16 protein-coding genes, 1 tRNA gene and 3 pseudogenes are annotated in these 20,162 nt (G+C 63.2%); 15 read left to right on the top strand and 5 right to left on the bottom strand.

Translation table 11 applies throughout. The features are described 5' to 3' along the window. Positions 1–17 precede the first annotated feature (17 nt). The 4 genes and pseudogenes from KBX18_RS02435 to lnt all read left to right on the top strand — a co-directional run bounded on the left by KBX18_RS02435 (position 18) and on the right by lnt (position 4,123). Positions 18–1,529: a multicopper oxidase family protein gene (locus KBX18_RS02435; protein ID WP_255994678.1), complete on the top strand. Its 1,512-nt coding sequence runs from the start codon at positions 18–20 to the stop codon at positions 1,527–1,529. Between the two features lie 149 nt (positions 1,530–1,678). Further along, positions 1,679–2,011: pseudogene (locus tag KBX18_RS02430) on the top strand (TlpA family protein disulfide reductase); the annotation flags it as partial. A gap of 33 nt (positions 2,012–2,044) precedes the next feature. After that, positions 2,045–2,425, top strand: a pseudogene (gene ccsA / locus KBX18_RS02425) (cytochrome c biogenesis protein CcsA); the annotation flags it as partial. 156 nt (positions 2,426–2,581) lie between these two features. Then, positions 2,582–4,123, top strand: a complete 1,542-nt coding sequence (lnt, locus tag KBX18_RS02420; RefSeq protein ID WP_255994677.1) for an apolipoprotein N-acyltransferase — start codon at positions 2,582–2,584, stop codon at positions 4,121–4,123. A gap of 230 nt (positions 4,124–4,353) precedes the next feature. Here the strand turns inward: lnt and KBX18_RS02415 are convergent, their stop codons facing one another. After that, positions 4,354–5,106, bottom strand: coding sequence for a M23 family metallopeptidase (locus KBX18_RS02415; protein WP_255994742.1), 753 nt, complete (start codon positions 5,104–5,106; stop codon positions 4,354–4,356). Between the two features lie 119 nt (positions 5,107–5,225). Between KBX18_RS02415 and KBX18_RS02410 the strand changes: the two genes are divergently transcribed. Then, the gene (locus KBX18_RS02410; protein ID WP_255994676.1) at positions 5,226–5,540 is read left to right on the top strand and encodes a hypothetical protein; all 315 of its coding nucleotides are present in this window, start codon (positions 5,226–5,228) and stop codon (positions 5,538–5,540) included. A gap of 546 nt (positions 5,541–6,086) precedes the next feature. Here KBX18_RS02410 and KBX18_RS02405 read toward each other — a convergent pair. Beyond that, positions 6,087–6,338 (bottom strand): type II toxin-antitoxin system prevent-host-death family antitoxin, encoded by a 252-nt coding sequence (locus tag KBX18_RS02405; protein WP_006840758.1) that lies wholly within the window; start codon positions 6,336–6,338, stop codon positions 6,087–6,089. Positions 6,339–6,524: 186 nt separating this feature from the next. On the opposite strand from KBX18_RS02405, the gene KBX18_RS02400 reads away from it, so the two are divergent. The 3 genes from KBX18_RS02400 (at position 6,525) to KBX18_RS02390 (ending at position 9,874) form a co-directional block, all read left to right on the top strand. Then, on the top strand, positions 6,525–6,734 hold the full coding sequence (locus KBX18_RS02400; protein WP_255994675.1) for a heavy-metal-associated domain-containing protein: 210 nt from the start codon (positions 6,525–6,527) through the stop codon (positions 6,732–6,734). A 170-nt stretch (positions 6,735–6,904) separates the two neighbouring features. Next, a complete protein-coding gene (locus KBX18_RS02395) occupies positions 6,905–9,241 on the top strand; it encodes a cation-translocating P-type ATPase (protein WP_255994674.1) in 2,337 nt (778 codons plus the stop codon). A gap of 366 nt (positions 9,242–9,607) precedes the next feature. Continuing rightward, positions 9,608–9,874: a metal-sensitive transcriptional regulator gene (locus tag KBX18_RS02390; RefSeq protein WP_076599716.1), complete on the top strand. Its 267-nt coding sequence runs from the start codon at positions 9,608–9,610 to the stop codon at positions 9,872–9,874. A gap of 273 nt (positions 9,875–10,147) precedes the next feature. Here the strand turns inward: KBX18_RS02390 and KBX18_RS02385 are convergent. Further along, a pseudogene (locus KBX18_RS02385) lies at positions 10,148–10,612 on the bottom strand (IS6 family transposase); the annotation flags it as partial. Between the two features lie 397 nt (positions 10,613–11,009). Beyond that, positions 11,010–11,618 carry a YdhK family protein gene (locus tag KBX18_RS02380; RefSeq protein WP_255994673.1) on the bottom strand — a complete coding sequence of 203 codons (609 nt, stop codon included), beginning with the start codon at positions 11,616–11,618 and terminating at the stop codon, positions 11,010–11,012. A gap of 370 nt (positions 11,619–11,988) precedes the next feature. Here KBX18_RS02380 and KBX18_RS02375 point away from each other — a divergent pair, with 370 nt between their 5' ends. Beyond that, entirely contained in the window at positions 11,989–12,399 is a 411-nt protein-coding gene (locus KBX18_RS02375; protein ID WP_255994672.1) for a four-helix bundle copper-binding protein, read from the top strand. Between the two features lie 551 nt (positions 12,400–12,950). Here the strand turns inward: KBX18_RS02375 and KBX18_RS02370 are convergent. After that, positions 12,951–13,034, bottom strand: a tRNA-Leu gene (locus KBX18_RS02370). Between the two features lie 188 nt (positions 13,035–13,222). On the opposite strand from KBX18_RS02370, the gene KBX18_RS02365 reads away from it, so the two are divergent. The 6 genes from KBX18_RS02365 to KBX18_RS02340 are packed head-to-tail and all read left to right on the top strand — an operon-like array spanning position 13,223 to position 20,162. Further along, positions 13,223–14,044: a DUF3662 and FHA domain-containing protein gene (locus KBX18_RS02365; RefSeq protein ID WP_005287545.1), complete on the top strand. Its 822-nt coding sequence runs from the start codon at positions 13,223–13,225 to the stop codon at positions 14,042–14,044. 31 nt (positions 14,045–14,075) lie between these two features. Beyond that, positions 14,076–14,522, top strand: a complete 447-nt coding sequence (locus tag KBX18_RS02360) for an FHA domain-containing protein (RefSeq protein WP_005287548.1) — start codon at positions 14,076–14,078, stop codon at positions 14,520–14,522. Further along, a complete protein-coding gene (locus tag KBX18_RS02355) occupies positions 14,519–15,922 on the top strand; it encodes a PP2C family serine/threonine-protein phosphatase (protein WP_255994671.1) in 1,404 nt (467 codons plus the stop codon). The genes KBX18_RS02360 and KBX18_RS02355 overlap by 4 nt, the downstream gene beginning before the upstream one ends. Further along, complete coding sequence (locus tag KBX18_RS02350) at positions 15,923–17,260, top strand: FtsW/RodA/SpoVE family cell cycle protein (RefSeq protein WP_255994670.1); 1,338 nt, start codon at positions 15,923–15,925, stop codon at positions 17,258–17,260. It begins immediately after the preceding gene. Then, positions 17,257–18,711 carry a penicillin-binding transpeptidase domain-containing protein gene (locus tag KBX18_RS02345; RefSeq protein WP_255994669.1) on the top strand — a complete coding sequence of 485 codons (1,455 nt, stop codon included), beginning with the start codon at positions 17,257–17,259 and terminating at the stop codon, positions 18,709–18,711. The genes KBX18_RS02350 and KBX18_RS02345 overlap by 4 nt, the downstream gene beginning before the upstream one ends. Beyond that, positions 18,711–20,162 carry a serine/threonine-protein kinase gene (locus KBX18_RS02340; protein ID WP_005287557.1) on the top strand — a complete coding sequence of 484 codons (1,452 nt, stop codon included), beginning with the start codon at positions 18,711–18,713 and terminating at the stop codon, positions 20,160–20,162. Before KBX18_RS02345 ends, KBX18_RS02340 begins: the two co-directional genes overlap by 1 nt.

Below are 20,162 nucleotides of genomic sequence, written 5' to 3'. Positions count from 1 at the left end.
CCATGGAAGGTTAAATCATGACGAACGCGTTTTCCCGACGACAGTTTCTGCTCGGCGGGCTCGTCCTCGCCGGCACCGGGGCCCTGGTCGCCTGCGGACAGGGCAACAGCACCTCGGCCCCTGCCGCGTCCTCCTCGTCGTCATCCTCCTACCCGACTCCCCCGAATCTTCCCGCGCCTTCCGTCCGCAAGACGCTGACCGCGCGGCCCATGTCGATCGATATCGGCGGCATCGAAGCCAAGACGTGGGGATATGTCTCTGACACCGGGGATGCGGCCATTGAGGCCACCGCCGGCGACGTCCTCCAGGTCGATATCACCAATGAACTGCCTGAGAGCACCTCCATCCACTGGCATGGCATCGCACTCCACAACGCAGCCGACGGTGTGCCCGGCATGACCCAGCCTCCCATTGAGCCTGGTCAGTCGTTTTCCTATGTGTTCGAAACCCCCCATGGAGGAACCTACTTCTACCACTCCCACAGCGGCCTACAACTCGACCGGGGTCTGCACGCCCCTCTGATCGTCCGCGACCCGGACGACGCAGAGGATCAGGACGTCGAATGGACCATCGTGCTCGACGACTGGCTGGACGGCATCGACGGCAGCAGTCCCGAAGATCAGCTGACCATGTTGACGGGGATGGACATGGGCGGACACGGAAACATGGACATGGGTGGCCACGGCGGGATGGATATGGGTGGTGAGGGGGGCATGATGGCCCACGGCACGCCCGATCTGGCTCTGGGTGGAGATGCCGGTGATGTCATGTATCCGCACTACCTCATCAACGGACGCATTCCCCGGGCGCACCGAACGTTTAATGCCCGACCGGGGGATAAAGCCCGCCTGAGGTTCATCAACGCGGGCGCTGACACCATCTTCAAGGTGGCTCTCGGTGGCCACCGTATGACCGTCACCCACACCGACGGCTTCCCTGTCCAGCCCTGGGAGACCGAATCGATCTACCTGTCGATGGGCGAGCGTGTCGACGTCGAGGTCATCCTCGGCGACGGCATCTTCCCGCTCACGGCTTTGGCGGTGGGTAAGGACGACCGCGCCTTCGCCGTCATCCGCACCGCCGGCGGCCAGGCCCCCCGCCCCGATGTCGACTTCCCCGAGTTGTCGTCCACCGGACTGCTTCTGTCCTCCCTGAAGCCAGCAGACCGTGCACTCCTGCCCGAGGGCACACCAGACCGAGAAGTCAGCATCGACCTGGGCGGGCAGATGATGCCGTATGAATGGAGCATTCTCACCGACGGCCAATCCTCCTCCGCGACCGTGCAGGAGGGCCAGCGCCTGCGGATGGTCATGCGCAACAGGACCATGATGCCCCACCCCATGCACATCCACGGACACACGTGGGCGCTGCCCGGCAGCGGCGGGCTACGCAAGGACACCGTCCTTCTCCGCCACGGTGAAACCATGATCGCCGACCTGATCGCTGACAACCCCGGTGAGTGGGCATTTCACTGCCATAACGCCTATCACTTGGAAACCGGGATGATGAGTTCCCTGCGGTACGCCTAACCCCACAGCATGGTCGGTCGCTGGGGTGAGCTGGGTCGCTGCAGACCACCCACCGGGCAGCACGATGACCTTCCTCGGTGTTGTGGTCTTCCGGGACAACCAGAACACCGTCTTCTTCCCCACCGCCCCGGAATAAGGAGATCTAATCCATGCCGAGCACACCCCGCAGAGCCGCCATCGCGGTTGCCGCGGTGCTCACCGCCGTGACCCTGACGGCCTGTTCCTCAGGCGACGGCGCCCGAAACGCCGTCGCCGTCGGGGGCACCTTCCAGTTCCACTCACCAGGAGGCCAAACCGAGATTATCTACGCAAAGGAGGAACGTGCCCCGCTGCCGGACTTCTCCGGCCCGTCGCTGATGGAGGAGGGTGAGGAGATCAGCCTGTCTGATTTTGACGGCGAGGTCGTCGTCCTCAACGCTTGGGACCAGTGGTGTGCACCGTGTCGGGCGGAAGTCGATGACCTGCAGCTTGTCCACGCAGATCATGGAGATGTACTCGTACATATTTCCCAGCGGCTGCGCATCTGGCAGCCGAAGGGTGCGGAGCGTGGCTTCTTCGGTGCTGTGGCCAAGCCGCTGCCGAGTGCGAAAAAGCTTGACGCCCTGGCCTACAAGTCCGCCATCATTACGTTGCCCGTACTGGGGTTGGGCATTGTTCTGGGTGCGATCTGGGCGGAGGCCTCGTGGGGCCGGTTTTGAGGATGGGATCCGAAGGAGACCGCATCCTTTATCTCCTGGGTGCTCTATGCCGCCTACCTGCATGCCCGTGCCACGGCCGGGTGGCTCGATCACAAGGCCGCGTGGATCAATATCCTGGCCCCGGCCACGATAATCTTCAACCTGTTGTTCATCAACCTGGTCGTCTCCGGCCTGCACTCCTACGCCGGCCTGAACTAAATCCGGATTCGTCAACGCTTTGCCGGACCCCCAGATCCACTGGGAAAGTACTGAAAGTTGCTGTCACATGACTCGAAGGATTGGGCATATATTCACAACTGAGCAACAACCCGAAAAAGGCCGTGATCTCCGATGAAGGCTAGTACTGCAGCAGACGTGACAGTCTCACGTCTTTCCCGGGGGATAGCCGGCGATAACTGGCGCAGATTGGCCGGTCCCACCGCGCTCATGATGGGAGCTGCGGTGGTCTGGTGGCTGGCGCTGCCGCCACGCGGTTGGTGGGTGCTGTTCCCGGTGGGCGTGACTATGTTCATGCTGGCTTTGGCAGGTCAACCACTACGTAACCGTTTGTGGCTCGGTGGGTTGGGCGGGGTGGCGCACTACGCTCTTGCTCTGCGCTGGCTCACCGACTTCAACACTGCCGGATACGCTGCTGTTGTTGCCGTTCAGGCGCTACTGTTAATGCTGGTTGCCGCGGTATCGCCTAACGAGGCGGCTTTTCGCAGCCGCTGGTCGGGCTGGTGGCTGCTCACCCCTGCTGCCCTGGTGTTATTGGAGGCTGTGCAGCACCGGTTCCCGTTCGGCGGTTTCCCGCTGTCCGCTTTCGGATACAGCCAGACCGATGGTCCTTTCATGGCGGCAGCGCCCCTGGGTGGGACTCTCCTGGTGACCGCGTTGGCCGCAGTTGCGGGGGCCGTTGTTACCGCTGTCATCTTCGGGCCGAGACGAGCCCGTGCAGCATCCGTGGTCGCAGCGGTCGTGGTACTCGCGGTACCGGCGTTCGCGCCAACGATCGTAAATGATACGGCAGAAGGCAGCCTTGACGTCGTGCTCGTGCAGGGTGGAGGCCCCCGCGGGCTTCGCGCGGTCAATACCGATCCGTTTGATACGACCCGCCGGCACCTACAGGCTGCCGAAGATATCACCGGGGACCCTGATCTGGTTCTGCTGCCCGAAAACGTCGTCAATATCGACGGCTCAATCGACGGGACGCGCGTTGATGCAGCTTTCGCTGAACTGGCCAGGCAACTCGACACGAACATCGTCGTCGGAATTACCGAATCCGAGGATCAACATTTCCGGAACGCATCCATAGTGTGGGGACCGGACGGGACCCGGTTAGGACGCTATGAGAAGCATCATCGTGTGCCGTTCGGCGAGTACATCCCTATGCGCAATCTGATTGAACGACTCAGCGAGGACGCACGGTTCATCCCCCGCGACGCCATTGTCGGAGAGGGACCGGCGGTGCTCGATCCCAGCGGGACACCACGATTGGGGATCGTCATTTCTTATGAGGTCTTCTTCGCCGACCGGGTCGCCGATGCCGTTCGCAATGGTGGGCAGCTACTCCTCGCACCGACCAACGCCGCGTCTTTTGTGACCGAGGAAGTACCTGCAATTGAAGTGGCCGCATCCCGGATGCGTGCCCGCGAGTTTGGCCGCACCGTTCTCCAGGCTGCCCCCACCGGATACTCCGCAGTTATCCAGCCCGACGGCACAGTCTCACAACTCAGTGGCCTGGGCACGAACGAACTGCTGACGGCAACCGTTCCCCTTCATACTGGTTTGACGCCGTATGCGCGCATGGGGGATACGCCCCTGTTGGTTCTCGCGATGCTGGCTCTTGCATGGCCTGCGGTTACCGGCTTCGTCAGCTGGCGCAGGAGAAGGCAGGTTACGGTAGTATCCCACTAAACGTGGATTACGGCACCTGCTCCTCGTTGGCGGGACGCTCGCCGCCCCCATATATGACGAGCACGGACTGCCTCCCCTGTGCCCCGGTCTGCCCTGCCTGGAGAAGCTATCAAGTCCGGGCTGTGTCGGCGATGAGTGAGAAGCGTCTCTGCGGTCTGAGGCGGGTGCCTCACGCCCAGTCACTGCCGCCGGTTCCGGTGTCGGGGCCGGTCCTGGTGAGTGCGGGAAGGTTAGAAGGTGACGCCGTGCTCGGCGAACCAGGGCAACGGGTCGACCGCCCCGCTGCCAGTCGGGTAAAGCTCGAAGTGCAGGTGAGAGCCGGTGGCAAACCCTCGGTTGCCCATGCCAGCGATCCTCTGACCAGCGGTGACGCGTTCCCCAACGGTCACGTCGAGAGTCTCCATATGACCGTAGACGGCAATCGAGCCATCATCGTGCTGGATGCGGATCCACTGCCCGAAACCGGAGGCCGGGCCGGAGTCGATGACAGTGCCGCCCATCGCCGCGAGGATCGGGGTACCCACGACGTTGGCGATGTCGATACCCGCGTGGAGGGTTCCCCAGTGCACGCCGGAACCGGAGGTGAAGGTGCCTTCAGCGGGCTTGACCACCGAGGGCGCGCGGGCAGCGCGCTCGTTCTCGGCCCGCTCGGCGTTGTACTGGATGGCCTTGTCCAGCTGCTCGTCGATGTTGGCGACCGGCTTGAATTCGGAGATCGCGAGAATCTGCGGTGCGGCCTGCGTCCCACTCGAGGACAGGGCCGTGTCGTTGGTGGCCAAATCCACCTCGACGGTGGCAGCCTCCGGGGAGACCGGAGCCTCGACCTCGGCCGGGGCTTGCAAGGCGGCGGCCGTGGCGCCACCGACGCCGGCGGATGAGACCGTGCCGGCGGCTACAGCCACGAGGGCGAGACGCCCCTTGGTCTGCGAGGTGGTGATCGTGCGGTGTTTTCCTCCGGATGACCGCGAAGCCTTCAGGCGCATGACTCGGTCGTGCTGGTACTGGTGTTTGGAGACGGCAACCATGGGCCCAGTCGCCATGGGTTGGGGATGCCGGCCGAGGGGGCGTTCCTGGTCCAGGAGCACCTCTAATGGCGAGAGTGATGACCCCACGAATACGCAAGGCCGCGCTGGTGGCACATGTGGTCTGCTCGGTCGGCTGGCTCGGGATGGTGCTCGCCTTTATCGCGATGGCGGTCATGGGGATAGTGAGCGCGGATGAGATGGCGGTCCGGGGGACGTATCGGGTGATGGAGCAGGTGGCGTGGTGGGCGCTCGTTCCCCTGGCGGTGGCCTCGCTGGTGACCGGAGTCCTTCAATCCCTGGGGACGACGTGGGGATTGTTCCGACACTACTGGGTGGTGTTCAAGCTGGGGCTCACTGTGGTGGCGACAGGTGTGTTGGTGCTGTACATGTAGACTTTCGAGTATCTTGCCCGGGTGGCGGCAGACCCGGGCGTGGGGCTGGAGGCCGTGCGGAATTTCTCCCCGGTCCTCCACTCCGTGGCAGCAGCCTTGGTATTGCTGGTGGCTACGGTGCTGGCGGTGTACAAGCCGCGGGGTCTGACCCGATACGGGCAACAAAAAGAGGCCCCGCTAGCAGCCTGATGCTGCGTGCCTCAGCTGTCCATTCCTTATTTGTTCAGGTTCGGTAGTCATGCGTCATGCGCAGGAACGCCAGGGACCGGCCTCATCCCACTCAACGATGCGAGTATGAGTGCCTGTCTTCCTTGGAACCGAGACGCTGATCAGCTCACCGTCATTGACGGCCGTGGACTACCCAGCTACAGCACTCCCCGTCGCCGCCCCGCAACTTTTCCACTCCGCCGAGACGGCGGAACGTGGGCCAGGGCGTCGATGGCGGTGGCAATCACTGCTGCCATTGCCGGGCCAGCGTGCGGAGGGCTGTCGCAGTTGAAAGCTTATCGATGATCAAATACCGCGGCACAGGTATGGACAGGCACGTCAGTCCAGTTCGAGGTCGGACGTGAACTCCTCGTGGGAGACACCGCCCGCCTCCTGGCGGGCAGCCGCTGCGGCACGGATATCCTCGCCATCCTCCAGCGCCTGAACCGCCCGGTCGTAGAAGTCCGGGGAGACCACCACCGCCCGGCGGCGGGGCCCGCGACTGAGGATGGTGACCGGTTCACGTTGGGCGGCATCAAGATAGTGGCTTTGTTCGCTGCGGAACTGACTGAGGGTGACCGTGATGCCCATACCCTTTAACGTACATTTTGTACAAGAAGTGCAGCAACGATCGCGGCCGTTCCGGAAGTCCTGCCCGCCGAACGGGACGCTTAGGGGCAGACACCTCCTTGACTGATACCCCCCATGGGTATAGGTTGAAGGTTGTTGGGACATCTCCACTCCTGCCCTTCAGGACATCAAGGAAAGGATCATCTGATGAGCGCCGTAACAAAGAAGTACATCATCGAAGGCATTACCTGCGGACACTGCAAGTCCTCCGTGGAGGAGGAGATCGGCGAGGTCGCCGGTGTGACCATGGTGGAGGCCACCGTGGATACCGGGCAGGTGACCGTCACGGGTGAAAACTTCACCGACGACGATGTTGTCGCCGCTGTCACGACAGCCGGTTACACCGTCAAGCCCTAATCCCGGGGCCCGGTCCCCGCCTCAGGTAGACACGGCCGGGCCAACCCTGTTGGATATGCCCATCAGGCCCAGCCATGCCGGTTCGATATCCCCGACGGTGCATCTGTGGGCGGGCCTTTTGGGACCTCGGAGATGCACCTCACCACTGTTTGCTGAAGGACTGATCACTGATGATTCAGACTCAACCGTCGGTTGACCTACTCCAGGTCGATCTGGGCGTCACCGGCATGACCTGTACGTCGTGCTCAGGGCGGGTGGAGCGCAAGCTCAACAAGCTCGATGGCGTGGAGGCCACCGTCAACTTCGCCACCGAATCCGCCTCCGTCAGTTACGACCCCACCAAAGTCGACGCCGATCGGCTGATCGAAACCGTGCGGGGTGCCGGGTACGACGCGTTCACCATGGGGGATCAACACGCCTCCGCCGTGGACAGCGGCCCGGAGGAGGACACCGAGGTGGTCGGTGACCGCCACGAACAGGCCCGCGAGGCCGAGGCCACAGACCTGAAGTCGCGTCTGATCGGGTCGACGATCCTCTCCGTTCCGGTGGTCGCGATCTCGATGATCCCGTCCCTGCAGTTCATGAATTGGCAGTGGGCCCTGCTCGTCCTGTCCACCCTGATCTACTTCTACGGTGGCGCCCCGTTCCACCGGGCGACCTTAACCAACCTGCGTCACCGCTCGACCACGATGGACACGCTCGTGTCTCTGGGCACTACCGCTGCGTATCTGTGGTCGCTGTGGGCCTTGTTTTTCGGCAACGCCGGGCACCCCGGCATGGTCATCGAGATGAGCCTGCTGCCCCGCCATGACGGCATGGACCACATCTACCTCGAGACCATCGCCGTAGTCATCACCTTCCTGTTGCTCGGCCGGTGGTTTGAGGTCCGCGCCAAGGGCCAGTCCTCCGCGGCGCTGAAGTCCCTGCTGGACATGGGTGCGAAAGACGCCGCGGTGATCCGCGACGGTGAGGAAGTCCGCGTCCCGGTCTCCCAGCTGACAGTCGGTGACGTCTTCGTCGTCCGCCCGGGTGAGAAGATCGCCACCGACGGTCGTGTCATCGAGGGCACCTCGGCCATCGACGAGTCGATGCTGACCGGCGAGTCCGTTCCCGTCGAGGCCGCCCCTGGCACCCCGGTCACGGGCGCGACGATCAACACCTCCGGTCGACTGCTGGTCGAAGTCACCCGCACAGGTTCGGAGACCACGCTGTCCCAGATGGCCAAGCTGGTCACTGACGCCCAGGCGAAAAAAGCCCCGGTCCAGCGCCTGGTGGATAAGATTTCCTCGGTCTTCGTCCCGACGGTCATTGTCGTCTCCATCATCACCCTGATCGTCCACCTCGCCCTCGGCAGCGGGGCGAACTGGGCCTTTTCCGCCGCAGTCGCGGTGCTGATCATCGCTTGCCCATGCGCCCTGGGACTGGCCACCCCGACCGCCCTGCTGGTGGGCACCTCCCGGGGCGCGCAGCTGGGCTTGTTGATCAAGGGCCCGGAGGTCCTCGAATCCACCCGCCAGGTCGACACCATCGTCATGGACAAGACCGGCACCGTCACCTCCGGGGTCATGTCGGTCACCGGCGTCCACGCCGCCGACGGCTACACCAACAACGAGGTCCTCGCCTTGTCGGCGGCCGTCGAAGCAGGCTCCGAGCACCCCATCGCCAAGGCGATTGTCACCGAGGCCGAGCGCTCCGGGAACATCCAGGAGGCCACCGACTTCGACAGCACCGCCGGCCGGGGCGTCACGGCCACCGTCAAGGGTCACGTCGTCACCGTCGGCCGTCCCGCCGGCCAGCTGCCCCGTGACCTCACCACCGCCTTCGACCACGCACAGTCGCAGGGCGCGACCCCGGTGGCCGTCTACGTCGATGACCAGCCCGCCGGTGTGGTCGTGGTGCGCGATGCCATCAAAGACTCCTCAGCGGAAGCGGTCGCCCAGTTCCGCAGGCTGGGGTTGAGTCCGTACCTGCTCACCGGCGATAACGCGAAGGCCGCGGCCGCCGTCGCCCAAGAGGTGGGCATCGATGCGGCCAACGTGAGTGCCGAGGTCATGCCGCAGGACAAGGTCGCGGTCATCGAGAAGCTGCAACATGAGGGCAAGAAGGTCGCCATGGTCGGCGACGGCGTCAATGACGCGGCCGCCCTGGCCCAGGCCGATCTGGGTCTGGCCATGGGGGCGGGCACGGATGTGGCCATAGAGGCCTCCGATATCACCTTAATGAACAACGACCTGCGCTCCGCGGGCGATGCCATCCGTCTGTCACGTCGCACGCTGGGCACCATCAAGGGCAACCTGTTCTGGGCGTTCGCCTACAACGTCGTGCTGATCCCGGTCGCCGCGATCGGTTTCCTCAACCCGGGGTTGGCGGGCATTGCGATGGGCTTCTCCTCGGTGTTCGTGGTCTCCAACTCCCTCACGCTGCGTAGATTCAAGCCCTCCCACGACAACACCAGTTCCTCACCGCAGCCCGCTCGCCCCTCCGTGCGGCAGCCGGTCACCGCCTAATCCGCATCCTTTTCTAGCGATAAGGAACCCCGTGTCCTCCTCCTGCGGCTGAGTCCCTCCAATAACACTCAGACCTCCGTCCCCAAGTACCTGCTCCTGACCTCTCCCCCGGCCCCACCCGGCAGGCCCCTCCGGGCCGACAAACTGCCGACTACTTATCCGAATAACGCCACAGGGCGTGGGGACCATGAGGTCCTCACGCCTCATTCCATACCCTCGGGCTTTCCATCCTGATCGACCCGCAACTGACTCAGGACATACCTGCCCCCTTTTTTCAGCAAGGAGACCATTGTGGATACTCGCACCCCTGATCAGGCCGTTTCCTCCTCGGGTGGGGCCGACACCTGTCACACCACCCATGGCTACATCAACGACAAGGATCGCTATCTCGCCCGCCTCAAGCGCATCGAGGGCCAGGCCCGGGGCCTGCACAGCATGGTCGACGAGGAACAGTACTGCATCGACATCCTTACCCAGATCTCCGCGGTCAATGCTGCCCTACGCAGCGTTGCCCTGGGACTACTCGATGACCACATGAAACACTGCGTCCGTGACGCCGCCCAGTTAGGAGGAGAGGAGGCCGACGCGAAGTTCCAGGAAGTCACCGACGCTATCGCCCGTTTCGCCCGGTGACAGGCCGGGACCCGACCACCACACCCCGTCGAGAACGACGGCCAGGCCACTCTGACCGCCCCTGTTGCCGGCTGGAGGCTGGGAGTCCTGCTGCTGGCGGCCGCATGATCGGGTTGATGGCCACTGTGGTGCTGCTGGTCGAAAAGATCGCGCCGCTGAACAACCTCGACCACATCCCCACCTGCAACATCAACCGGTGCTGTTGCAAAGTTGGGGGGAGAGCCGCAAAAACTCAGTTTCTCATTCCCTGATGGCCGCTGCGTGTGGGCGTTCTCAGGCCGTCTCGAAGACCCGGTTGACGATCACCGCGTCCGGGTTCGGTTGCCCGTAGGCAAACATCGTGCCTTGCCCTTTCCGCAATGAGTACATCGCCTCCATCCCTTTCAACGTCCGATATGCAGATGACCGGTTCTTAAACGCGCCTTTCGGCCCGAGGATCCGCTTCAGCCGACCATGGTCGCCTTCCAGGATGTTGTTGAGGTATTTCACCTGCCGGTGTTCCACTGTTGGCGGGCAGATTCCCTCTGACTTCAACTCGGCGATTGCCCTGGCTAGTGAGGGTGCTTTATCGGTGTTGATCACTCTGGGATACCCGGCTGACGCATTGGATCTGAGAGCCTTGGCCAGGAAACGCTTCGCTGCGGCCACGTTCCGCTTCGGAGAGAGGTAAAAGTCCAGGGTCTGGCCACCGGCGGTGATCGCCCGATAGAGATAACACCACTTTCCCCCGGCTCCAACCAATGAGACCAGGTCATCCCCGGTGACGATGACCGGTGCGGGATTTGGTGTGGGGCTCATTTCGCATCCTGATGGCTATGGCCGGTTCACCCGGCAGACAAGCGGGCCACGATGTACCGTCTTTGCCCACTCAAAGGACATCCGCCACGCCGTCTAGAGCGGCCGCCACCAAGGGAACATCCCCGTCACGGGCAGCCACCACCGGTGGGATGCTCCTGACTCGTCCGCGACGTCGTCCGCCAGGGATGGAACGACCACGCCTACCGACTGGCCCGACAGGTGCTCACCCAGGACGAGGACTAACTCGTCCTAGGGCAGAAACCAAAGAGGTAAGCACCCAGGGACCTCAACCAGATGGTGGAGGAGCCCGGGGTGCTGAGGTTGCGGTTGGTGGGTCTTACTCTGCCGGGGCGATCTCGCTTTCGGTAACCCACTTGTGATTGGTCATGGTCATCCCGTCGACGGTGAGATCAACCATGTAGACCGTCTCATCCGTGGAATAGTCGATGGTGGCCTCCACACCCTTCATTCCCGACATGTGCTCGGCATCCAAGACGACCTCGGACCCCTCCGGCAGGGGGGCCTGGCCCGGATCGACAAACTCCTCGTGGACCACCCACCGGTGGTCGGTGACCGGGTCCCCACCGTCGGTGGGGGTGTAGCTGACCGAGTAGGTCGTGGTGTCAAACGCACCGGCGATCGTCGCCTCAGCACCCTCCATGCCCGGCATGTGGTCCGCGGTGAGGACGACCTCGGTGTCCACCGGGTAGGTGGGATTTTCCTCTGCTGCGATCCCTGCCGGGGGTTGCCCACCATCAGCCGGATGGTAATGGCCCTCTGCACCCATCTGATCGTTCATGCCAGTCTCCTCGGAGGACTGTGTGGCCGTCACCGAGGTGGTGGTGGTCGTGGTCTCGGGGGCATCAGATGCAGTGTCGTCCGTGCAGGCGGCCAGGGCCAGGGAGGAGGTCAGGGCGAGGGCAGCGAGGGCAATGGTGCGCTTCATGATAATGCTTTCTAGGTTTCTTGGTTGGTGCAGGAGCTGAGACTCAGCGAGGGATGGTGCTTCAAGTGCGTCGTGGTTTATCACTCCTCCTGCTCGATAGGTGCCACTGGGTGGAGGCTGTGGGTAGGGCAGCGTCCGGCTCTTGGGAGCCTGTGGCCGACCCACTCGGCGTAGCTACGGCCGAGCATTCGCCACGTTACTTAGGGAGTTTCTAGCGGCTGGTAGCCGCTAGGTGGAGGTTGGGGTTCTTCATGAAATCTTCATGGTCCAACCCTGGATTCCGGCCAGTCGGGCCTCTAGGGTCGAGGGTGTGGGCCGGTCGGCTCGACCGGCCCACCTTTCCGGACCGAATTGAGATATGGAGCACGACATGACCCATCACGTACACGCCATGCTGGAGGCCCACCCGAAGGACCTAGGCCAGATCGACAAGGACAAACTGGCCGAATGCATCACCGCCTGCTTCGAGTGCGCCCAGACCTGCACCGCCTGCGCGGATGCCTGCCTGGGTGAGGACATGGTCGCGGAGCTGACCACCTGCATCCGCCTCAACCTCGACTGTGCTGACATCTGTACGGCCACCGGCCGGATGCTCTCCCGGCCCACCGACTGGAATGTCACCCTTATCCGCTCCGTCCTGGAGGCTTGTCGTACTGCCTGCCAGGCCTGTGGAGAAGAATGCGCCCGCCACGCTGAGATGCACGAGCACTGCACGGTCTGCGCCGAGGCCTGCCGCCGGTGCGAGCAGGCCTGTACTGAGCTGCTCGCCACCTTGGACTAACCCCGACCCACGACCACGCTCACTGTTTCCGCCATATCTTTCCTATGCAGCGGTTTTCGACCTCCCGGACCATTGTGAACGAGACGTTGCTCCAGCACTAGTCTTCCGCTCCTGCGGTTTTGGCCATGAAGTGCAGGGCAGTAGCTCAGATCATCGACAATCCGAGGGAAAGCACAGAGGACATGATAAATAACCGGTGTCACTGAGTTCTCCACCACCGCTGATGGTGCCACGTGTGTCACGGACCTACCCCTGACCTGATGCTTTAGCGGTAGGGTTCCCTCATCCTCTTCTTGTTTCACTCAGACCTGGACCACGGACGGTTAAACCACGTCAAACAGCTTTTCCCGGCGACAGTTTCCACTCGGCGGACTCGTACTCACCGCCACCGGCGCCCTGGCTGCCTGCGGATAGGGCAACAGCGGCTCGACCCCTGCTGCTGACCGACGGCAAGATCTACTGCAAGACAACGAACTCAACCCCAACCGGGGCACTCCAAAAACAAGAAATCCCGGGACATCATAGGAACGATGTCTCGGGACTTCACATTGTGCCCGGGGGGGGACTTGAACCCCCACGTTCTTGCGAACACTGGCACCTGAAGCCAGCGCGTCTGCCAATTCCGCCACCCGGGCGGGCGACTAGGTAAACATAGCACGGGCGCGCTATAAACCACCAAATCGCGTGTTCAGTTGCCGTCCAGATAGTCTCAACGAGACCTTAAAACTCAATAAGGACTGTAAGAAACGCCTGGGCAGCTATGTCGAACGGACGCGAAACTCTATACTGTCATCGAAACATTCCTGGGAGGAGGTGTGGGTAAATGGCGTTGATGGATAGGTTGGCCAAGATCGACAGTTCACTGCAGCGCGGGTTGGATAACGGCTTTGCTGCAGTGTTCGGGGGCCGTGTTGTTCCGGCTGAGCTGGAAGAGCTGCTGAAGCAGGAGGCGCAGGATGAACTCGTCGCCAATGAGGTGGATGAGATTGTCGCCCCGAATGTGTTCGCGATCGGCGTGTCCAGTAAGGATCTGGAGAACTTGTCGCAGGATCCGGATTTGCCCGCCCACCTCGCGGGGCAGCTCACGCGTTTTGTCCGTAACCTGAACTGGGGCCTGTACGGGCCCGTGGTGGTCCGGGTTGCGGAGGAGTCCGGGTTGCGCACGGGTCAGTTGCGTGTGTCGTCGTATATCGACGAAGCCCCGGATGTCGATAGCGGATTCGACGCGATTCTTGCGGACCGCGCACCGCGCAAGGCCGATGATCAGGAGGCACCGATGTTCCAGCCCCAGCCAGCACCGAACGGTCCCGCCGTGACCCTTTTGCTTCTCGACGGCTCGTCGCGCACCTACCAAGTCCACGAAGGGTCCAACATCCTCGGCCGGTCGAACGACGCTGACTTCCGCCTGCCGGACACGGGTGTCTCGCGCCAGCACGCCGAAGTCATTTGGGACGGTCAGACCGCGTTTCTGGTGGACCTCCAGTCCACCAACGGCACGACGGTCAACGACCAGCTTGTGGAGAACTGGGAGCTGGCCGATGGCGATGTGATCACTGTCGGGCATTCCTCCATCGAGGTTCGTATCGTGGGTCCGCGCTATTCCCAGCCGGCCCAGCCGAACGAGCACTACCAGCAGTACCAGTAAGGGGCGGTGTGACGTGCTAGATACTGCATTGATGCTTGGTGCCCGCTTCGGGCTCCTGATCTTGTTGTGGGCTTTCATCATGGCGGTGCTCGCCGCGCAGCGCCGCGACATCAAGGCCGCGGCTTCGGCGCAGCGCCGCCCACGTTCGGCAGCTGCCCCGGCACCGGCGCCCATGCGCAGGGAAAAGGCCCGCGAGGTTGTCGTGGTTGAGGGCCCGCTGCAGGGCTCCCACATGGAAATTTCCACGCTGGAAGAACTCTCACTGGGCCGTGCGGACAACAACGATTTCGTGCTCGGGGACGACTTTGCATCCTCGCGCCACGCGCGGTTGTTCCGCCGCGGGTCTGAATGGTTCGTCGAGGACTTGGATTCCCGTAACGGCACATTTGTCGACGGTATCCGGATTGACCAGCCTGAACGCGTCCAGGTGGGCACGGACATCAAGATGGGGCGCACGATTGTGAGGTTGATGCCATGAGCACGCTGAAACTCAACTTCGTCGCTGTGTCTGACCGCGGGCTTGTGCGCGGAAACAACGAAGATTCCGCTTACGCCGGCCCGCACTTGCTGTTGCTTGCCGACGGCATGGGCGGCCACGCCGCCGGTGAAGTCGCCTCCCAGCTCATGGTCCAGCACATGGAGCACCTCGACCGCGACCCGGGCGACGCCGACATTCTGGCGCTGCTCGGTGCGGCGGCTGATGACGCGAACGCGTCGATCAAGGCGTCCATCAGTAAGCACCCTGAGCAAGAAGGCATGGGCACGACCCTGACCGCGCTGATGTTCAACGGCGTCCAGCTGGGGTTGATCCACGTCGGTGACTCGCGCGGGTACCGCCTGCGCGGCGGCGAGCTGACACAGATCACCGTCGACGACACGTTCGTCCAGTCGCTCGTCGAACAGGGCAAACTCAACGCCGAGGACGTTTCGTCGCACCCGCAGAAGTCGCTCATTCTCAAGGCGTACACCGGCCGTCCGGTCGAGCCGCATTTGGAGCTTATCGACGCCCACGCCGGCGACCGCTACCTGCTGTGCTCCGACGGGCTGTCCGACCCGGTGACGCACTCCACCATTGAGACCACCTTGGGAGAAGGCTCCCCCGCCGAGGCCGCGCAACGCCTCATCGAATTGGCGCTGCGCTCGGGCGGGCCGGACAACATCACTGTTGTGGTGGCCGATGTTATTGACTCGGATGATCCAGAGTCCCCCGACGTGCCCACCGCATCTGCGATGGCCGGTGCGTTAGTGCAGGCAGAAGATCCCACCCATCCGGATACGTCCGCGAGTAGGGCGGCGAAGTTGGTGCGGCCGCAGAATAAGCCGTCGACAAGCGAAACGCGCGCCACCCACGACACCCCGGAACCCGAAGACGACGAGGAGGATCACCAGCGGCGCTCGGCGTGGCCGATAGTCATTGGCGTGTTGCTCGTCGCCCTGCTGGGGCTGGGCGGCATGTGGTGGTACGACAACGCCAAGCAGTCGTCGTACTTCGTCACTGCGAACGACGCAGATGAATTCATCATCGAGCAGGGCTTCCAAACCAGCGTTTTCGGCCGCGACCTGCATGAACCTGTGCAGAAGGTGTGCATTAACGACGAGAACCAGATCCGGCTCGTCGACACGGGCTCTGTCCCGAACGATTGCCAGCTGTTCACGGTCAGCGACTTGCCCGATTCCACCCGTGAACGCGTGGACAACCTGGGCAGCGGCTCGTATGCCGAGGTCACCGAGCAAGTCAACCGCTTGGCCGAGGACGCGTTGCCTGTCTGCGTCGATGAGGCAGCGGCCGAAGATGCTCAAGCTGCTGAAGACGCAGACAACGAGGGGGCCGATGCTGAGCCGGAAACCCCCGCTGAGGCCTGTAGGGAGGTGAAGTAGATGCGCCAGCTGTTTTCCCGCGGCAGGGAGATGACCCTGCTGATCATGTCGGCGGCGTTGCTGCTGCTCATGCTCGTGGGCTTGGAGCTTTCCCAGGGTAAAGCGCTCACCGTCGACATGCTCTGGCTCGTCGGCGGTTTCATCGGCGTCTACGCGATTGCGCACGTGGCCATGTGTTATGCCGCGCCGCACGCCGACCAGATGATGCTGCCGCTGGCGGCGACGTTGAACGCGATCGGTCTGGTGTTCATCTACCGCATCGATATCGCGAAGGATGCGCACCTGACGGAACGGCAGGTCATGTGGTCACTTGTGGGCGTGGTGCTGCTCGTGGGCACGCTGCTGATCGTGCGCGACCACCGTCAGCTGACCCGCTTTTCCTACCTGCTGGGCCTGCTCGGCCTGATCTTGCTGGCGCTGCCGCTGCCGTTCCCACCGGCCCCGGGCACCGATGCCCGCATCTGGCTCCGATTGGGCCCGTTTTCGATTCAACCGGGCGAGTTCTCCAAGATCTTGCTCATCCTCTTCTTCGGCCAGCTTTTGGCGCAAAAGCGGTCCCTGTTCACCGTGGCCGGCTACCGCTTTCTGGGCGTGAGTTTCCCACGTCTGCGCGACCTAGCTCCAATCCTCATGGTGTGGGCGATTGCCATCCTCATCATGGCTGTGGCGGACGACTTCGGTCCGGCACTGCTGCTTTTTGCCACCGTGCTCGGCATGGTGTACTTCGCCACCGGCCGGACAAGCTGGCTTTTCATTGGTTCTGGCTTGGTGGCCGTCGGCGGGTTCACTGTTTATCAGATGTCTGAAAAGATTCAGGACCGCGTGGCCAACTTGATTGACCCGCTGGCTAACTACGACACCTTCGGTTTCCAGCCCTCCCAGGCCCTGTTCGGTCTGAGCTGGGGTGGCATCACCGGTACGGGCCTGGGCTTCGGTCACCCCGACATGGTTCCGGTCGCGCACTCGGACTACATCCTCGCCGCTATCGGCGAGGAGCTCGGCCTGGTGGGCTTGAGCGCCGTGTTGATCATCTTCGCCATCTTGATCACCCGTGGTTTCCGCACCGCCTTGGCCGTGCGCGACACCTACGGCAAGCTGGTCGCCTCCGGGCTCGCACTGACCCTCGCCGTGCAGATCTTCGTGGTCACCGGCGGTGTGTCCAACATGCTGCCCATGACGGGTCTGACCACACCGTTCATGTCGGCTGGTGGTTCCGCCATCATGGCGAACTACATTCTGCTGGGACTGCTGCTGCGTATCTCCAACAACGCGAACCGCCCGGCTGGTGAGTCGTCTGATGCTGCTTCTGAGGAGCGTCAACTGGAGGGGGCGCGATGAATAAAACGATTCGAATCGGCGCGATTGGCTCGCTGCTGCTCATCGTGATGCTGCTGGTCAACCTCACCTGGGTGCAAGCATTCACTGAGGACAGGTACGCACGCAACCCCTTGAATTCACGCAACTTCGTGGAAGCCAAAATGGTGGAGCGCGGCCAGATCAGCGCAGGCGGCGAGATTCTCGCCGAGTCCCACCAGAACAGCGAGGGTTTCTACGACCGCAGCTATCCCAACATGCCGTACTCATTCGCCCCGGTGATCGGCTACGTGTCGGACCGCTACGGCGTGGCTGGACTCGAGGCCGGGTTCAACGAAGAACTCAACGGCGAATCCCGCGCCTCCGGCAGCCGTTTCCTGCGCACGAGCAGGGATAACCGGGTCGGCGACTCGATCGAGCTCACGATTGATCCGCAGATGCAGGCCGCGGCGTACGACCAGCTGGAGTCTCGCGGGTACAACGGTGCGGTGGTGGCGCTGCGGCCGTCGACAGGCGAAGTGCTCGCGATGGCGTCGAACCCGTCCTACGACCCGAACTCGATTGTGAACCCCGACACCGCAGAATCCGCGTGGCAGGCTGTCAACGAGGATCCGGGCCAGCCGCTTCTCAACCAGGCTGCGCAGGAGCAGCTGCCGCCGGGATCCATCTTCAAGATCATCACCACGGCCGCAGGTCTGCGCGCCGGTTACACCCCTGATTCTCAGCTGACTGCGGAAGCCGCGATCACCCTGCCGGGCACAGAAGTGCAGCTGACCAACTACGGGGGCAAGGCGTGTGGCGGCGGCGGTGGAGAGACGTCGCTCACCCAGGCGTTCACCCTGTCATGCAACACGGCATTCGTGGAGTTGGCCACTGAGATCGGCGACGAACCGATGCGCGAGATGGCCACCGCGTTCGGCGTGGGCCAGAACTACGATCTGGGCCTGCCCAACGCGGCTGGTTCCCTCGGTGAGCTGGAGGATCTGGCTGCGGTGGGCATGTCTGCGATCGGTCAGCGCGACGTCACCATGACCGCGCTGCAGGCCGCAGTCATGGCAGGCACGGTGGCTAACGACGGCAAACGCATGGACCCCTATGTGGTTTCCCGCGTCGTCGCGCCCAACATGAAGACCGTGAGCGAAACCCGCCCCCACCAGGCGGCGGAAGCCATCAGCGCGGACGAAGCTGAGACACTGACAGGTCTGATGTACTCCTCCGAGCGCAACACCGCCGGGTACAACGGCAACGGCTACGCATCCAAGACGGGTACCGCCGAGCACGGCGAGGGACTTGCACCGCACACCTGGTACGTCGCCTTCGACCCGGACAAGGATGTCGCCGTGGCTGTCGTGGTCAAGGACGGCGGCGGCATGGGCCAGAGCGCTACTGGTGGACTGGTCTCCGCCCCGATCGGCCGCGCCATCCTGGGGGTGGCGGCGGCACCGAACACCGATGACACTGGAGGTGCACAGTAATGCACACTGATAACCGCGCCGAGCTGCAAGAGCTCATCGGCCCCGATTACCAGCTCCAATGGATTATCGGGCACGGCGGCATGTCCACCGTCTGGCTTGCCGACGACACCACCCGCGACCGCGAAGTCGCCGTGAAGGTCCTGCGACCCGAGTTCTCCGCTAACGAAGAGTTCTTGAGCCGTTTCCGGAACGAGGCGAATGCCGCTGAGGGCATCAACTCCGAGAATGTCGTGGCTACCTACGACTACCGTGAGGTGCCCACGCGCGAGGGCTACCCGATGTGCTTCATCGTCATGGAGTACATCCGGGGCGAGTCCTTGGCGGACCTCATTGTCCGCGAGGGTCAACTCACCGAGGCAATGGCCCTCGACGTGCTCGAGCAGGCCGCCCACGGTCTCTCCGTGATCCACCGGATGGGCTTGGTCCACCGCGACATCAAGCCGGGCAACCTGATGATCACTCAGAACGGCAAGGTGAAGATCACCGACTTCGGCATTGCCAAGGCCGCTTCCGCCGTGCCGCTGACGCGCACCGGCATGGTCGTGGGCACTGCCCAGTACGTCTCCCCAGAGCAGGCGCAGGGCCTGCCGGTCACCGCCGCATCGGATATTTACTCCCTCGGCGTCGTCGGGTACGAACTCCTCTCGGGCCGCCGCCCCTTCACCGGTGACTCCTCCGTTTCCGTGGCGCTGGCGCACGTCTCCAACGAGGCACCTCCGCTGTCGACGTCGATTTCGGCGCCGGCGCGCGAACTGATCGGCATCGCCATGCGCAAAGACCCCGCGACGCGCTTTGCCGACGGTTCCGAGTTCCAGAACGCCATTGCCGACGCCCGCAACGGCCAGCGCCCGGTGACCAAAAACACCCGCGCGGTCTCTTCTCCCTCCCCGCAAGAGTCCACCGCGCAGCTCGCCGCCGTCACCGAGGCGACCACGATCCAACCCGAAACGGGCCCGGCTCCGAGCTACCAGCCGGACTACCCGCAGGATTACCCGGAGTTGTCGGAGCACCAGACGCCTGCTGTCGATGCGGAGCCGAAGAAGCGTTCCGGTGGCTTCGGCACCGGTGTGCTCATCGCGCTGGTGGTGCTGCTTCTCGGGCTCGGTGCATTCTGGGCCTACGCATCGGGGCTTTTTGACGGCATTAGCGGCGGTGGCGAAGAGACTTCCTCGAGCACGTCGAGCACCACGGTGACTACAGAGACCATCGAGACGACTGTCGAAGAAACCACGGAGCAGACCACCCCCAGCTCCGAACCGGAGGAGACACAGCAGAGCACCCAGGAAGAACCGTCGACCATTTACAATTCCCCAGAACCGTCGACGCCGCAGACCAGCCGCGCAGAACAACCCGCACCGCAGCCCACCCGCGAAGAGCCGCCTGCACCGCAACCGGAAAGTCCCGTCCCGCCAGCCCCGGAATTGCCGGAACTGCCGAACCCATTCGAATAA

It is taken from the genome of Corynebacterium sp. CCUG 69979, assembly GCF_024454095.1.
GTDB classification, from domain to species: domain Bacteria; phylum Actinomycetota; class Actinomycetes; order Mycobacteriales; family Mycobacteriaceae; genus Corynebacterium; species Corynebacterium genitalium.
This window is presented reverse-complemented; position numbering and strand designations above follow the sequence as displayed.

What these genes read in the sequence shown, in the direction of transcription:
- KBX18_RS02395 (WP_255994674.1), top strand. Translation starts at nt 6,905, where the DNA reads ATGATTCAGACTCAACCGTCGGTTGACCTACTCCAGGTCGATCTGGGC.
- KBX18_RS02380 (WP_255994673.1), bottom strand. Translation starts at nt 11,618, where the DNA reads ATGAAGCGCACCATTGCCCTCGCTGCCCTCGCCCTGACCTCCTCCCTG.
- KBX18_RS02350 (WP_255994670.1), top strand. Translation starts at nt 15,923, where the DNA reads ATGCGCCAGCTGTTTTCCCGCGGCAGGGAGATGACCCTGCTGATCATG.
- KBX18_RS02360 (WP_005287548.1), top strand. Translation starts at nt 14,076, where the DNA reads ATGCTTGGTGCCCGCTTCGGGCTCCTGATCTTGTTGTGGGCTTTCATC.
- KBX18_RS02435 (WP_255994678.1), top strand. Translation starts at nt 18, where the DNA reads ATGACGAACGCGTTTTCCCGACGACAGTTTCTGCTCGGCGGGCTCGTC.
- KBX18_RS02400 (WP_255994675.1), top strand. Translation starts at nt 6,525, where the DNA reads ATGAGCGCCGTAACAAAGAAGTACATCATCGAAGGCATTACCTGCGGA.
- KBX18_RS02410 (WP_255994676.1), top strand. Translation starts at nt 5,226, where the DNA reads ATGACCCCACGAATACGCAAGGCCGCGCTGGTGGCACATGTGGTCTGC.
- KBX18_RS02365 (WP_005287545.1), top strand. Translation starts at nt 13,223, where the DNA reads ATGGCGTTGATGGATAGGTTGGCCAAGATCGACAGTTCACTGCAGCGC.
- KBX18_RS02345 (WP_255994669.1), top strand. Translation starts at nt 17,257, where the DNA reads ATGAATAAAACGATTCGAATCGGCGCGATTGGCTCGCTGCTGCTCATC.
- KBX18_RS02405 (WP_006840758.1), bottom strand. Translation starts at nt 6,338, where the DNA reads ATGGGCATCACGGTCACCCTCAGTCAGTTCCGCAGCGAACAAAGCCAC.
- KBX18_RS02415 (WP_255994742.1), bottom strand. Translation starts at nt 5,106, where the DNA reads ATGCGCCTGAAGGCTTCGCGGTCATCCGGAGGAAAACACCGCACGATC.
- KBX18_RS02375 (WP_255994672.1), top strand. Translation starts at nt 11,989, where the DNA reads ATGACCCATCACGTACACGCCATGCTGGAGGCCCACCCGAAGGACCTA.
- KBX18_RS02355 (WP_255994671.1), top strand. Translation starts at nt 14,519, where the DNA reads ATGAGCACGCTGAAACTCAACTTCGTCGCTGTGTCTGACCGCGGGCTT.
- KBX18_RS02340 (WP_005287557.1), top strand. Translation starts at nt 18,711, where the DNA reads ATGCACACTGATAACCGCGCCGAGCTGCAAGAGCTCATCGGCCCCGAT.